At 64.6% G+C, this 13085-nt stretch carries 14 protein-coding genes and 1 pseudogene; 4 read left to right on the top strand and 11 right to left on the bottom strand.

What is annotated here, in order from left to right; genetic code table 11:
* Positions 1-733, bottom strand: a pseudogene (locus tag ACVIIV_RS02165) (GGDEF domain-containing protein).
* A 142-nt stretch (positions 734-875) separates the two neighbouring features.
* Between ACVIIV_RS02165 and purE the strand changes: the two are divergent.
* Positions 876-1364 carry a 5-(carboxyamino)imidazole ribonucleotide mutase gene (purE, locus tag ACVIIV_RS02170; RefSeq protein WP_456742698.1) on the top strand — a complete coding sequence of 163 codons (489 nt, stop codon included), beginning with the start codon at positions 876-878 and terminating at the stop codon, positions 1362-1364.
* Positions 1361-2467, top strand: coding sequence for a 5-(carboxyamino)imidazole ribonucleotide synthase (locus ACVIIV_RS02175; RefSeq protein ID WP_456742699.1), 1107 nt, complete (start codon positions 1361-1363; stop codon positions 2465-2467). The genes purE and ACVIIV_RS02175 overlap by 4 nt, the downstream gene beginning before the upstream one ends.
* Positions 2468-2585: 118 nt before the next feature.
* On the opposite strand, the gene aqpZ is transcribed toward ACVIIV_RS02175, so the two are convergent.
* Positions 2586-3308 (bottom strand): aquaporin Z, encoded by a 723-nt coding sequence (gene aqpZ / locus ACVIIV_RS02180; RefSeq protein WP_456742700.1) that lies wholly within the window; start codon positions 3306-3308, stop codon positions 2586-2588.
* Between the two features lie 262 nt (positions 3309-3570).
* On the opposite strand from aqpZ, the gene rpsU reads away from it, so the two are divergent.
* Positions 3571-3867 carry a 30S ribosomal protein S21 gene (gene rpsU, locus ACVIIV_RS02185; RefSeq protein WP_008546194.1) on the top strand — a complete coding sequence of 99 codons (297 nt, stop codon included), beginning with the start codon at positions 3571-3573 and terminating at the stop codon, positions 3865-3867.
* Between the two features lie 322 nt (positions 3868-4189).
* Positions 4190-4840: a tetratricopeptide repeat protein gene (locus ACVIIV_RS02190; protein ID WP_456742701.1), complete on the top strand. Its 651-nt coding sequence runs from the start codon at positions 4190-4192 to the stop codon at positions 4838-4840.
* Between the two features lie 26 nt (positions 4841-4866).
* On the opposite strand, the gene ACVIIV_RS02195 is transcribed toward ACVIIV_RS02190, so the two are convergent.
* From ACVIIV_RS02195 to ACVIIV_RS02235, 9 genes are all read right to left on the bottom strand, one after another.
* Positions 4867-5814 (bottom strand): hypothetical protein, encoded by a 948-nt coding sequence (locus tag ACVIIV_RS02195; RefSeq protein WP_456742702.1) that lies wholly within the window; start codon positions 5812-5814, stop codon positions 4867-4869.
* Between the two features lie 92 nt (positions 5815-5906).
* Positions 5907-6191, bottom strand: a complete 285-nt coding sequence (locus tag ACVIIV_RS02200) for a cupin domain-containing protein (protein WP_027573134.1) — start codon at positions 6189-6191, stop codon at positions 5907-5909.
* A 91-nt stretch (positions 6192-6282) separates the two neighbouring features.
* Positions 6283-7380, bottom strand: coding sequence for a calcium:proton antiporter (locus ACVIIV_RS02205; RefSeq protein ID WP_456742703.1), 1098 nt, complete (start codon positions 7378-7380; stop codon positions 6283-6285).
* 49 nt (positions 7381-7429) lie between these two features.
* Positions 7430-8764: a sodium:proton antiporter gene (locus ACVIIV_RS02210; protein ID WP_456748650.1), complete on the bottom strand. Its 1335-nt coding sequence runs from the start codon at positions 8762-8764 to the stop codon at positions 7430-7432.
* Between the two features lie 97 nt (positions 8765-8861).
* The gene (locus tag ACVIIV_RS02215; protein WP_456748651.1) at positions 8862-9659 is read right to left on the bottom strand and encodes an alpha/beta hydrolase; all 798 of its coding nucleotides are present in this window, start codon (positions 9657-9659) and stop codon (positions 8862-8864) included.
* A gap of 211 nt (positions 9660-9870) precedes the next feature.
* Entirely contained in the window at positions 9871-11268 is a 1398-nt protein-coding gene (locus ACVIIV_RS02220) for an NAD(P)(+) transhydrogenase (Re/Si-specific) subunit beta (RefSeq protein WP_456742704.1), read from the bottom strand.
* Positions 11269-11307: 39 nt separating this feature from the next.
* Positions 11308-11625: a proton-translocating transhydrogenase family protein gene (locus tag ACVIIV_RS02225; RefSeq protein WP_014492434.1), complete on the bottom strand. Its 318-nt coding sequence runs from the start codon at positions 11623-11625 to the stop codon at positions 11308-11310.
* 11 nt (positions 11626-11636) lie between these two features.
* The gene (locus ACVIIV_RS02230) at positions 11637-12764 is read right to left on the bottom strand and encodes a Re/Si-specific NAD(P)(+) transhydrogenase subunit alpha (protein ID WP_456742705.1); all 1128 of its coding nucleotides are present in this window, start codon (positions 12762-12764) and stop codon (positions 11637-11639) included.
* Between the two features lie 137 nt (positions 12765-12901).
* Positions 12902-13054 (bottom strand): aa3-type cytochrome c oxidase subunit IV, encoded by a 153-nt coding sequence (locus tag ACVIIV_RS02235; protein ID WP_008136857.1) that lies wholly within the window; start codon positions 13052-13054, stop codon positions 12902-12904.
* Between the last annotated feature and the right edge of the window lie 31 nt (positions 13055-13085).

Consider the following 13085-nt stretch of genomic DNA (forward strand, 5'->3'; position numbering starts at 1 on the left):
TTAGCGCTCGCTGCTGACCAGCCTGATCCGCAGCTCGTGCCGGCGCTGCGCCTTGCGCACGTACATGGCGGCATCGGCTTCTTCCAGGGCGCGGCCTGCGTCGGAGTGGGGACCGAGCAAGGCGACGCCCGCGGAGGCGCCCGCGGCCACGTGTTGGCCGCGGAAGACGAAGGACAATTCGTCGATCGCCTGCTCCAGGGCCGCAGCCTTCGCCTTGGCATCGGTCTCGCTGAGATTCCAGAGCAGCAGCGCGAACTCGTCGCCCCCCGAGCCGGCCGACCACGTCGGAGGCGCGGACCTGTCGCGTCAACGTGGCGACAATCGCCTTGAGCACCTCGTCGCCAGCGGCATGGCCGAAGGAATCGTTGATCGGCTTCAGCCGATCGACGTCGAGCACGATCAGCGCCCCGCTGGCGCGGTAGCGCTTCATATAGGCGATGGCGCGCGCGAGCTCGCGTTCGAAGCCACGCCGGTTGGGAATCTCGAGCAGGAAATCGGTGTCGGCCGCAGCTTCCAGTTCCGCGACCCGGCGCTGCGCCTCCTTGAGCTTGGTCCGCAAGTCCCGGATTGTCGCCCTGAAATTGTCCTTGGCTCCATTATCGCCCGCCGTGGCGCGCCGCGGCGGCTTTGCCGGGCGCTTGGTCAGCCGTTTGGGGGCGGCATTGGATCGGCCGGTGCTGGTCTTCGGGCCCTCTTTGGCCTTCGCAGCGCTAGCCCTTTTTGGTTTCTTCATGGGCATCCTGCTCAATGAAGGCTTGCGGGGATTCACCAAGACAGGATAGTGGATTCCCTTCTCCTTGCCACCGCCTTGCGAGCCGCCGGCCGGAACCGTTAATCTGGCCTATCTTTCTGTTTTTCCGGGCACAATTGACGTCATGACCGCGCCGATCGCCATCATCATGGGAAGCCAGTCGGACTGGGACACGATGCGGCATGCCGCCGACACGCTTGATGCGCTCGGCATTGCCGCCGACAGCCGCGTCGTCTCGGCCCACCGCACTCCCGACCGGCTGTTTGCTTTCGCCAAGGGTGCCAAGACCGCGGGTTACAAGGTCATCATCGCCGGCGCCGGTGGCGCCGCACATCTGCCCGGCATGGCGGCGGCGCTGACGGAACTCCCGGTATTCGGCGTTCCCGTCGAATCCAAGACGCTCAAGGGCGTCGATTCGCTCTATTCGATCGTCCAGATGCCAGCGGGTATCCCGGTCGGCACCCTCGCCATCGGCAAGGCCGGCGCGATCAACGCCGCGCTGCTGGCAGCCGCCGTGCTGGCATTGTCCGACCCGGCCTTGTCCGATCGCCTCGCCGCCTGGCGCAAGGCGCAAACTGAGGCGGTCGCCGAGCGCCCGGAGGACAAGGCGTGACTGACACCAGGCACGTGAAGCTGAAGCCCGGTGACACCATCGGAATCCTCGGCGGCGGACAATTGGGCCGGATGCTGGCCATGGCCGCGGCGCGGCTCGGCCTGCGCTGCCAGGTCTTCTCGCCAGATCCGGACTCGCCGGCCTTCGACGTCGTGCTGAACGCGACCTGCGCCGAATATGCCGATGTCGAAGCGCTGGAGCTGTTCGCGAGCGACGTCAATGTCATCACCTACGAATTCGAGAACGTGCCGGCCGCCGCCGCGATGGTGCTGGACGCGCGCCGCCCGGTGCTGCCCAACCGCAAGATCCTCGAGACCACCCAGGACCGGCTCGCCGAGAAGGATTTCGTGACGCGGCTCGGGATCGGCACCGCCGCTTATGCCGATGTCACCTCGGTCGCGTCGCTGCGCGAGGCGATCGCCAGGATCGGCCTTCCGGCCGTGCTGAAAACCCGCCGCTTCGGCTATGACGGCAAGGGCCAGGCCATCATCCGCGAGGGCGACGACATCGCGAAAGCATGGACCAGCCTCGCCACCAAATCGGCGATCCTGGAGGCCTTTGTGCCGTACGAGCGCGAGATCTCCGTGATTGCCGCGCGCGCGGCCACGGGCCAGGTCGAGTGCTTCGACGTCACCGAGAACGAGCACCGCGACCACATCCTGAAGATATCGCGCGCGCCCGCGACGATCCCGGATGCGCTCGCCGAGGAAGCGCGCAGCATCGCCAGCAAGATCGCAAGCGCGCTCGACTATGTCGGCGTGCTCGGCGTCGAGATGTTCGTGCTCGCCAATGGCACCGGACCGAAGGTGCTGGTCAACGAGATCGCCCCGCGCGTGCACAATTCCGGGCACTGGACGCTCGATGGCGCCTCCGTCTCGCAGTTCGAACAGCACATCCGCGCCATCGCCGGCTGGCCGCTCGGCAAGCCCGTGCGCCACGGCGACGTCGTCACCATGACGAACCTGATCGGCGATGAGATCAACGATTACGAAAAGTGGCTGAGCGTGCCGGGCGCGACCGTGCACATCTACGGCAAGGGCGCGCCGCGCCCCGGCCGCAAGATGGGCCACGTCACCGAAGTGCGCCCCACCACAGGCAAGTAGCGGGACCGCAGCCGCGATTAGTGTTTGAGCATGATCCTTTCGGAAAACCGCTTCACACTTTTCGCTAACGCGGACTTTTGGGTCCGAATCATGCTCTGGCAGCGATCCCGCCTTGCGATCACGCCGTCTTCACGCCCGCGACTACGCCGGTGGGCTCCTCGCTAAGCCAGCGATAGATCACCCCGCCCAGCGCACCGCCGATCAGCGGTGCAACCCAGAACAGCCAGAGCTGCGACAGCGCCCAGCCGCCGACGAACAATGCCGGGCCGGTGCTGCGCGCCGGGTTCACCGAGGTGTTGGTGACGGGAATGCTGACGAGATGGATCATCACCAGCGCGAGCCCGATCGCGAGCGGTGCGAAACCCGCCGGCGCGCGGCCATGGGTGGCACCCATGATGATGAACAGGAACATCATGGTCATCACCACCTCAGTGAGGAAGCACACGATCATGCTGTACTGGCCAGGCGAATGCGCGTCATAGCCGTTGGAGGCAAAGCCCTTGCTGACATCGAAGCCGGGTGCCCCGCTGGCGATGAGATAGAGCAGCCACGCGGCGACGATCGCGCCCACCACCTGGGCGATCACGTAAGGCAGGATCTGGCCCGCCGGAAAGCGGCCACCGGCGGCCAGACCGACCGTGACGGCCGGGTTGAGATGGCAGCCCGAGATGTGGCCGATCGCATAGGCCATGGTGACCACGCTCAGTCCGAAGGCGAAGGAGACGCCGACGAGGCCGATGCCGACCTGGGGGAAGCCGGCGGCGATCACCGCGCTTCCGCAGCCCGCGAATGTAAGCCAGAAGGTGCCGATGGCTTCGGCGGCGCATTTTTTCATGTCCATTGTGGTCCCCTCATTGCAAAGATTCCGGAACAAAGCTCCGGTCGCGGCCTCTTCCTCGGCGTCAAACCGCCCAAATCGGGGCCGCATGGAGGTATTTTCGCCGCATTTAATGGCCGAACTTGGCCCGAAAACCTGCTTGGCCGGTGGACATCTCCGGTTTTGTCTGGTACATCCGCGCGCTCAAGGTTAAGGGCTTGCGCGTTTTCGCCATCCCCTTTGACTTACCAGATTTCAAATCCGATCCACCTGAAGAGGATGCCGCGTGCAGGTTCTCGTTCGCGATAACAATGTCGATCAAGCCCTCAAGGCGCTGAAGAAGAAGATGCAGCGCGAGGGAATTTTCCGCGAGATGAAGCTCCGCGGTCATTACGAGAAGCCCTCCGAGAAGAAGGCCCGCGAAAAGGCCGAAGCCGTGCGGCGCGCGCGCAAGCTGGCTCGCAAGAAGCTGCAGCGCGAAGGCCTGCTGCCGATGAAGCCGAAGCCGGTGTTCGGCGCCGGCCCGGGTGGTGATCGCGGCGGTCGTGGCGGCCCCGGTGCAGGTCCGCGCGGCCCGCGCTGACCTGATTTAGCAAGCCTTCAGTTATCGATGACGCGGGCCATTGGCCCGCGTTATTGTTTGTGAGCGGTGCCATTCTGGGATGGGCACTACCGATGCGGCGCTGAAACGCGATGAGACCAAAGCGAGATGAGATCAGGAAGAATCGTCATCGCGCTTTAGGCTATTGTTTGAGCATGATCTTTTCGGAAAATCGCTGCACACTTTTCCGGATCATGCTCTAGGACGAATTAGCATCGCGCTTTAGTTTGTTGTTTGAGCATGATCTCTTCGGAAAACCGCTTCACACTTTTCCGGATCATGCTCTAGCGCGAGCGAACCGTAGATGGCCTCTCCTTTCCCCGAGCGTGGCTTGCCGCGGCTACGCCAGATCTGGCGGCAGCCGCTCGCGCTGGCCGCGATGGGGATCGCGCTCTGCGGCTGCTCATTCGATCTCGGATCGCTGCTCCCGGAGAAGGACAAGCCGCAGGAAGCCCCCAAGGCGGCCGCGCCCGTCGAGAGCGCGGTGAGCGCCGGCAACGTCACCGAAGCTCAGGCCCACACCGTAAAGGCCCAGTCCCTGGCCAAGTCAGGCGAGACCGCGGCAGCGCTCGACGAATTCAATCGCGCCGTCGGGCTCGATCCCTACAATGCGCAGGCACTTTATGGCCGCGCCCTGATCTACCAGGGCAAGAACCAGCACGACTTCGCAATCGCCGATTTCAGCACCGCGAGCGGGCTCAACCCGCAAAAGTCCGAGCCGCTGCTCGGCCGCGCCAACAGCTATCTCGCGCTCGGCAAGGTCAAGGAGGCCGCAGCCGATCTCGATGAAGCCTCCGAGGCCGATCCGCACAACGCCCAGGTCTGGACCGCGCGCGGACAGGCCTATGAGCGGCTGGGCGACAAGGCCAAGGCGGCGGCGTCCTACACCAAGGCGGTTGCACTTCGTCCACGCGACGAAGCCGCCCGCAGCGGCCTCGCCCGCGTCGGCGGCTGACGGCTTGGCGCAGCCTGAGCGCAGTCTTAGTCGGGGGTGGCGCTCTTCGGCAGAACGGCGTTGAACATCGACTTCATGCCCGACAGCATCTCGTCGGCGACATTGGTCTTCTTCAGCCGCGGCAGGGCGGCGCCCGCATCGGCACGCAGGTCGAGCGGCGGTGCGATGACCGGCACGGGAATGTCGGCCGGCGGCGTCACCCGATTCGGATCGTCGTTGCCGATCGAGGCCGTGTAGGGCGGATTGGAGCCCCCATTGCCATAAGCCTCGGGTGAAGGCGTCGAGACATTGATCGGCGGCGGCAGCGGACGGACCGGAGACGGCTCCACATTCACGACCCGCGGGGCGTCCGGCGTGCGGGCGGCGTCCCGCACCGCAGGCTCTGCCGGCCGCTCGGCCGGCTTGGAATCCGAGGCGCGAGCCTCGGCCGGCTTGGTTTCAGATGCTCTGGCTTCGGACGACCTGGCTTCGGACGACCTGGCTTCGGCAGCCTTGCCCTCGGGCGACTTGCGCAGACGCTCGATCGCAGCACGCGCCAGATCGTTGGCATCGGGGGCCGGGGAAGCCGCCGTCGGGGCCGAATTGGCCTCAACCACGGGAGCAGAAGCAGCCGGCGCGGATTTCGCCGCGGCCTTGTCGCGGGCAGAGGGACGGCCGCGCGGGCCCGTCTCAGCGGGGGCCACGTCTGCGGCCTTGGTCTCGGCGGCCGGGGGATGATCGGCAGGCTTCTCGACCGCCGCCTTGTCTGTGACGCTCTTCTCGGGGATGCCCTTGGCCTTGACGCCGGGAGCGGGAAGGTTGGCGGTATCGGTGGACTTGCCGTCGCTGCCGGTCTGGGCGGGCGCGGTCACGGCGGCTGGGGTGTCGGCGGCCGGCTTGGCGTTGATGTAATGATTAACGATGTAGGCCCCGATGATCGTCGCGAGCACCGAGGGGAAAATATCCATCGAAATTTTTGCGAGGTATTTCAGCATTCCGACCACACTCCCCGCGCGACCTGATGCGGGAACTTTAGGGCATTGTGAGGGATCAACTGCGACGGATCGATGGCAACGGTGGCGCGACCCTAGCGTTTCAGCTCAATTTCAAGGAACACGATCTCAGTTGAGGTTTCGTTAAGTACGTCATGCTGGACGCCGGCCTTGCGGAAATAGGATTTCCCGGCGGCAAGCTGCGCCTTGGACCTTTCGCCATTGGGCGCCACGATGGTCATCTCGCCGGCAACGACCGGAACAATCACATAGTCCATCCCGTGGGTGTGATGGCCGGTCGCGCTGCCCGGGGCAAGCCGCCATTCCGTCACCCGGACCTCTTCGTTGTCGACCTGAATCTCGGACTTGGCGGCAAGCATTGGGATTCTCCTCACAGCATGATCCGGAAAAGTGTGGAGCGGTTTTCCGGAAAGATCATGCTGAAACAATAGCCTGAAGCGCGACCGCGCTTCAGGGCACGAAAACCATGAACACGTAGACGGCAAATACCACCATATGGACCAGGCCGAACAGGACATTGGTCCTGCCCGTGCCGAAGGTCAGCATGCTCAGGAAGAAGGTCAGCAGCAAAAGCACGCTGCCCTGGGCGCTGAGGCCGAGTTCGAGCTCTTTGTCGAGCGCGTAGGTGGCGACGCCGACGGCAGGAATCGTCAGACCAATGGTCGCCAGCGACGAGCCGAGCGCAAGGTTGATGCTCTTCTGGAGATCGTTCTTGCGCGCCGCTCCGATGGCCGCGACGCCCTCGGGCATCAGGATCAACAGCGCAACCAGAAGGCCGGCAAAGGCCGGCGGCGCGCCGATCCTGGCGCCCACGGCATCGACCACCAGCGAGAATTTCTTGGCCAGCAGCACGACCGCGAGAAGCGAGACCAGGAGCAGCGCCACGGTGAGCGCGAGCACCCCGGCCGACAGGTGTACCTCCCCGCCCTTGCCCTCCGCCCGTTCATGAACGAAGTAATCCTTGTGCAGGACGGTCTGGGTATAGAGAAAGACGCCGTACAGCGCGAGCGTGACGACGTCGACGAAGCCGAGCTGAACCGCGGAATAGACCGGGCCCGGCGTGGTGGTGGTGTAGTTCGGCAGGATCAGCGTGATGGTCGCGAGCGCGAACAGCACGCTGAGATAGACGTTGGCGCCGGACAGCTGAAAACCTTGCTCGCGATAGCGCAGGCCGCCGATGAAGATGCAGAGGCCGACGAGGCCGTTGCAGACGATCATGACCACGGCGAACACGGTGTCGCGGGCCAGTGCCGGGGCCGGCTTGTCGCCCAGCATGATCGTGGTGATCAGCGCCACCTCGATGACGGTCACCGAGAGCGTCAGCACCAGCGTGCCATAGGGTTCGCCCACCCGCTCCGCGATCACCTCGGCATGATGAACCGCGGCGAACACCGTGCCGAACAGAATAACCAGAAGGACGATGGCGAAGACGAGCCCGCCAAACGACAGCGTGAACACATAACCCGTCGCGCTGACGGCTGCGAACAACAGCACGGCCAGCGCCGGGAAGATCCAGGCCGACCGGGGCATCGGGCTATGTGCGCTCATCCACCGCTTCCAGTTGCTTGAATGAGCAGTATCAAATCAGGCGCCAGATTCAATGCCAGTGCAGGATCGGTGCGACCGGCAGGAACGTCAGCAGCAGGAACAGAGGAATCAGCACGGCACCCGCGCGCAGGAGATAGCCGAAGAAGCTCGGCATCTCGATGCCGTTCTCGCTGGCAATGCTGCTCACCATGAAGTTCGGCGCGTTGCCGATGTAGGTGAGCGCACCCATGTAGACCGCCCCCATGGAGATCGAAGCGAGCGTGCCAGAGAGCTCATGCATCAGCACCTGCGGGTCGCCGCCGGCGAGCTCGAAGAACAACAGATATGTCGGCGCATTGTCGAGGAATGCCGACATCAGGCCGGTGAACCAGAAATAGGCGACCTCGCGCGGTGCGCCGTTCGGCTCCGTCACGGCCGACAGCAGCCAGGCGAACGCACCGTGGTGGCCGGCATTGAGCATGGCAATGACCGGGATGATGGCGACAAAGATCCCTGCGAACAGTTTGGCAACCTCGCGGATCGGCTCCCAGGTGAAGCCGTTGGCTTGCCTGTGCTCATCGGGCGTCAGCCACACCGACAGCGCCGCAATTGCCAGCAACACCAGATTGCGGACGACGTCCTCCAGCTCCAGCTTGGTGCCGAGAACGTCGAACGCAATGCCGGGCTTCCACATCGCCGAGGCGAGGAGGCTCGCGACGATGGCCGCGATCAGCACCAGGTTGACGAGGCCGCGGATGCGGACCGGCTGCGCGGGGCCGGTGTCATCGGGCGGCGGCTCGCTCCGGAAGCGCCAGACGTCGATGGCGATGAAGATCGCGAGCAGCAGCCCGGCCACGATCACGGTCTGCAACCAGATGGCCCGCGTGGTCCAGAAGAAGTCGACGCCGTGCAGGAAACCGACGAACAGCGGGGGATCGCCAAGCGGGCTCAGCGCGCCGCCGACATTGGCAACCAGGATGATGAAGAAGATGACGACATGGGTGTTGTGGCGCCGCAGCCGGTTGGCGCGGAGCAAGGGGCGGATCAGGATCATCGCGGCACCCGTGGTGCCGACGACACTCGCCCCGAACGTGCCAAGTGCAAGGATGCCCACATTGGTCGCCGGCGTGGCCTTGATGTCGCCGGTGATGAGGATGCCGCCGGCCACGACATAGAGCGCGAACAGCAGGACGATGAAGCCGAGATATTCGGCGAGGATGGCGTGAACGAGCGCTGCCAGCGTCGCCATGCTGCCGGCGAAGACGAGGAGCGAGGCGAGCGCCAGCAGCGACCATGCAGCAGCGATCTTGCCGTAATGATGGTGCCAGAATTTTGCAAACAGCAGCGGCCCCAGTGCGATCGACAGCAACAGGCCGGCAAAGGGCAGCGCATAGGGCCAGCGCATCGCCGCGCCATCAAGTCCGGTTGCGGCAAATGCATTCTGCGGCAGAAGCGTCAAGCAGGAGACAGCGAGTGCGGGAACGTAACGTTTAACCAAGCTGTCAGCCGCCAATGAAGCCTCTCGCCGTTTCGATCGCGCCATACTGATCGAGATCGTCGTGCCCGCCGCCCACCATGCGAACGAACCGTTTGGGCTCATGGGCGAGTGCGAACAAACGCTCTCCGAAGATGATCGAAATGGCAAGGTCATTGGTGCCATGCATGACAAGCAGCGGCACCGTGACGCGCGCCATGCGCTGATCCGAATGGAACGGATCGCGCATCAGAAGGCGGACCGGAACGAACCAGAACGACGAAGCCGCAACGTCGACGGTCGATGTATAAGGCGCCTCCAGAATGAGCTTTCCAACGCGATGTTCCGAGGCGATGGCAACCGCCACGCCCGTCCCCAGAGAGAAGCCCCAGGCGACGATTCGTTCCGCTCCATAGCGCGCGGTGGTGAAGGCATAAGCGGCCGCAGCATCGTACAGCAGCCCCTGTTCGCTCGGCATCCCGCTCGAGCCGGCATAGCCGCGATAGGACAGGGCAACGAGGCCGGTGCCGTCGGCGGTCATCGCCTTGAAACGGCTGACGCGGCCGGCGAGAAAATCGCCGTTGCCGGGAAAGAAAAGGATCACGGGGCGGCCAGCCTTCGCCGGCACGTGCCAGACGATGACCTTCTCGCCGTCCGACGTGGTCAGGATGTGCTCTTCCGCCTCGGGCAGGCCCGCGGCATCGGGGGCGGTGCGACCGACAGGCGGGATCGGAAACAGCATCTCGCGCTGGCGGACATACAGCACGAGGAGACCGGCGCAATAGACGGTCACGAGAACGATGGCGATCCACTTGACGATGGTCATCATGGCACGGCCCGCCCCCGATTGAAGCTAGGGCTTGCGACGGCTCCGCAGCAATTTCATGACGTCAGGGCGCAGACTCGCCGGAACGTCGCGACAGCCGCACGCCGCCTTGTGGGCAGCGTGCCAAGCGATGCGCTGCTCGCGCGTCGCCTTGGGCGGCATGGGATGGGACCGGTGCCATTCCTTGTTGATGGCCACGGTCCCTTCCCCATTACATCGCCTTGACGATGTTCTCGGTGACCTTCTTGGCGTCGCCGAGCAGCATCATGGTGTTGTCGCGGTAGAACAGCGGATTGTCGATGCCGGCATAGCCGGAGGCGAGCGAGCGCTTGATGAACATCACGGTGCCGGCCTTCCAGACCTGGAGCACCGGCATGCCGTAGATCGGCGAAGATTTGTCCTCTTCCGCCGCAGGATTAGTGACGTCGTTGGCGCCGATCACGAAGGCGATGTCGGCCTGCGCAAACTCGGAGTTGATGTCCTCCAGCTCGAAAACCTCGTCATAGGGCACGTTGGCTTCGGCGAGCAGCACGTTCATGTGGCCGGGCATGCGGCCGGCGACCGGGTGAATGGCGTATTTCACCTCGACGCCTTCCTTCTTCAGGATGTCGGCCATTTCGCGCAGCGCGTGCTGGGCCTGCGCCACCGCCATGCCGTAGCCGGGCACGATGATGACCTTGGAGGCGTTCTTCATGATGAAGGCGGCATCGTCCGCCGAGCCGAGCTTGGCCGGCTTCTGCTCACCGGTGCCGCCGCCGGCCGCAGCAGTCTCACCGCCGAAGCCGCCGAGGATGACCGAGATGAAGGACCGGTTCATCGCATGGCACATGATGTAGGACAGGATCGCGCCCGAGGAGCCGACCAGCGCGCCGGTGATGATCAGTGCGGAATTGCCGAGCGTGAAGCCGATGCCGGCCGCGGCCCAGCCGGAGTAGGAGTTCAGCATCGAGATCACGACCGGCATGTCGGCGCCGCCGATCGGGATGATCATGAGCACGCCGAGCGCCAGGGCGAGGATGACGATCAGCCAGAAGTCGAGCGCGCCGCCGGTGAGGACCAGGCGGACGATGAAGAACACCAGCGCCACCGCAATCGCGATGTTGATGATGTGACGGGCGGGCAGGATGATCGGTGCGCCGCTCATCCGCGCGGACAGCTTCAGGAACGCGATGACCGAGCCGGTGAAGGTCAGCGCGCCGATGGCGACGCCGAGCGACATCTCGACCAGGCTCTGCGGATGGATGTTGCCGGGGGTGCCAATGTCGAAGGCTTCGGGCGCATAGAACGCGCCGGCGGCGACCAGCACCGCGGCCATGCCGACCAGCGAGTGGAAGGCGGCGACCAGCTCCGGCATCGAGGTCATCGGCACGCGACGGGCGATCACCGCGCCGATCGCAGCGCCGATCGCGATGCCGACAATCACCAGCACCCAGGCGAGCCCGTCGGCCGGCGGATGGTTGGCAAGCGTGGTGGCGACCGCGATCGCCATGCCGATCATGCCGAACAGGTTGCCCTGGCGCGACGAAGCCGGGCTCGACAACCCGCGCAGCGACAGGATGAACAGCACTCCCGCCACGAGATACAGAAATGCAGAGAGGTTGGCGCTCATCTCAGGTCCCCATTGATCCCATCAGCCCGAGGTGGCCGCTTACTTCGACTTCTTCTTGTACATCGCCAGCATGCGCTGGGTGACAAGGAAGCCGCCGAAGATGTTGATGCAGGCAAAGATCAGCGCAACGAAGCCGAAGGCGCGGGCCCAACCCGAGCCGCTCGAAACGTTGGCGACGCCGCCGGCAAGCAGCGCACCGACCACGATCACCGAGGAGATCGCGTTGGTCACGCTCATCAGCGGCGTGTGCAGCGCCGGCGTCACCGACCACACCACGAAGTAGCCGACGAAGACGGCGAGAACGAAAATCGACAGCCGGAAGATGAAGGGGTCGACGACCTGTGCAGCATGCTCCATGACGGCTCTCCTTAAACCTTCGGCTGGAAGTTCGGGTGGATCACGGCGCCGTCCTTGGTCAGGGCGGTGGCCTTGACGAGCTCGTCGTCCCAGTTCACGGCGAGCTTCTTCTCCTTCTTGTCGACCATGGTCTCGATGAAGGAGAACAGATTGCGGGCATAGAGGCTGGAAGCCGACGCCGCGACGCGGCCGGCGACGTTGGTGTAGCCGACGATCTTGATGCCATCGAGATCGACGACCTCGCCGGGCTTGGCACCCTCGACATTGCCGCCGCGCTCGACCGCGAGATCGACCAGCACCGACCCAGGCTTCATCGACCTGACCATGTCGGCGCTGACGAGCTTCGGCGCCGGCCGGCCCGGAATCAGCGCGGTCGTGATCACGATGTCCTGCTTCTTGATGTGCTCGGCGGTGAGCGCGGCCTGCTTGGCCTGGTACTCTTTCGACATTTCCTTGGCGTAGCCGCCGGCGGTCTGCGCGTTCTTGAACTCCTCGTCCTCGACAGCAAGGAATTTCGCACCGAGCGATTCCACCTGCTCCTTGGTCGCGGGCCGCACGTCGGTCGCGGTGACGACCGCGCCGAGACGGCGCGCGGTCGCGATCGCCTGGAGACCGGCAACGCCGACGCCCATCACGAACACCTTGGCGGCGGGCACGGTGCCGGCGGCGGTCATCATCATCGGGAAAGCGCGGCCGAAGGCCTCGGCGCCCTCGATCACGGCGCGGTAGCCGGCGAGATTCGCCTGCGAGGACAACACGTCCATCACTTGCGCGCGGGTGATGCGCGGCATCAATTCCATCGCGAAGGCGGCAACGCCGGCATCAGCGATCGTCTTCAGCGCGGCCTCGTTGCCGTAAGGGTCCATGATGGCGACGACGAGCGCGCCGCGCTTGTACTGCGAAAGCTCGGAGGCCTCGGGGCGTTTCACCTTGATGATGATGTCGGCGTCCTTGAGCGCGTCAGTGCTGACGGTGGCGCCCACGGCGGTGAATTCGGAATCCGGCAGGCCCGACTTGATGCCGGCACCCGGCTCGACGGCGATTTCGGCGCCCAGCGCCTTGAACTTCTTCACCGTATCAGGCGAAGCGGCAACACGCGGCTCCGACGGATCGATTTCCTTGGCAACGGCAATCTTCATAGGCCCTCCGGCGGCGCGGGAAAAAGCGCGCACGCAAACTTAGCGTCACTCCCGCAACGTTGGATACCGGTTTTGGCACCGGCTTGAATGCAAATTTTATGAGCACCGACGACGCTGGCGGTGCACCAGGCGATGGATCAGGTGAGGAAGATCGCCATCAGGATCACGATGAGCGCGACCGAGGCCGTGCCGTACTTCACCAGCTTGATGAAGCCCTCGTAGGTCTGCTCGTGGGCAACGTAGTCGTTGCCGTCGGCAGTGGTGTACGCCACTTCGCTATGGTCAGCCATGGATTGTCCCCAGTCGAAAGTCGAATTCTCG

The sequence above is a fragment of the Bradyrhizobium sp. USDA 4354 genome (genome assembly GCF_054060315.1).

Bases quoted from the DNA above. Each gene is read 5' to 3' on its own strand.
- purE (WP_456742698.1), top strand. From the start codon at position 876: ATGACCGCGCCGATCGCCATCATCATGGGAAGCCAGTCGGACTGGGAC.
- ACVIIV_RS02210 (WP_456748650.1), bottom strand. From the start codon at position 8,764: ATGCGCTGGCCCTATGCGCTGCCCTTTGCCGGCCTGTTGCTGTCGATC.
- ACVIIV_RS02225 (WP_014492434.1), bottom strand. From the start codon at position 11,625: ATGGAGCATGCTGCACAGGTCGTCGACCCCTTCATCTTCCGGCTGTCG.
- ACVIIV_RS02235 (WP_008136857.1), bottom strand. From the start codon at position 13,054: ATGGCTGACCATAGCGAAGTGGCGTACACCACTGCCGACGGCAACGAC.
- ACVIIV_RS02200 (WP_027573134.1), bottom strand. From the start codon at position 6,191: ATGCTTGCCGCCAAGTCCGAGATTCAGGTCGACAACGAAGAGGTCCGG.
- ACVIIV_RS02195 (WP_456742702.1), bottom strand. From the start codon at position 5,814: ATGCTGAAATACCTCGCAAAAATTTCGATGGATATTTTCCCCTCGGTG.
- ACVIIV_RS02230 (WP_456742705.1), bottom strand. From the start codon at position 12,764: ATGAAGATTGCCGTTGCCAAGGAAATCGATCCGTCGGAGCCGCGTGTT.
- ACVIIV_RS02215 (WP_456748651.1), bottom strand. From the start codon at position 9,659: ATGACCATCGTCAAGTGGATCGCCATCGTTCTCGTGACCGTCTATTGC.
- ACVIIV_RS02205 (WP_456742703.1), bottom strand. From the start codon at position 7,380: ATGAGCGCACATAGCCCGATGCCCCGGTCGGCCTGGATCTTCCCGGCG.
- ACVIIV_RS02220 (WP_456742704.1), bottom strand. From the start codon at position 11,268: ATGAGCGCCAACCTCTCTGCATTTCTGTATCTCGTGGCGGGAGTGCTG.
- aqpZ (WP_456742700.1), bottom strand. From the start codon at position 3,308: ATGGACATGAAAAAATGCGCCGCCGAAGCCATCGGCACCTTCTGGCTT.
- ACVIIV_RS02190 (WP_456742701.1), top strand. From the start codon at position 4,190: ATGGCCTCTCCTTTCCCCGAGCGTGGCTTGCCGCGGCTACGCCAGATC.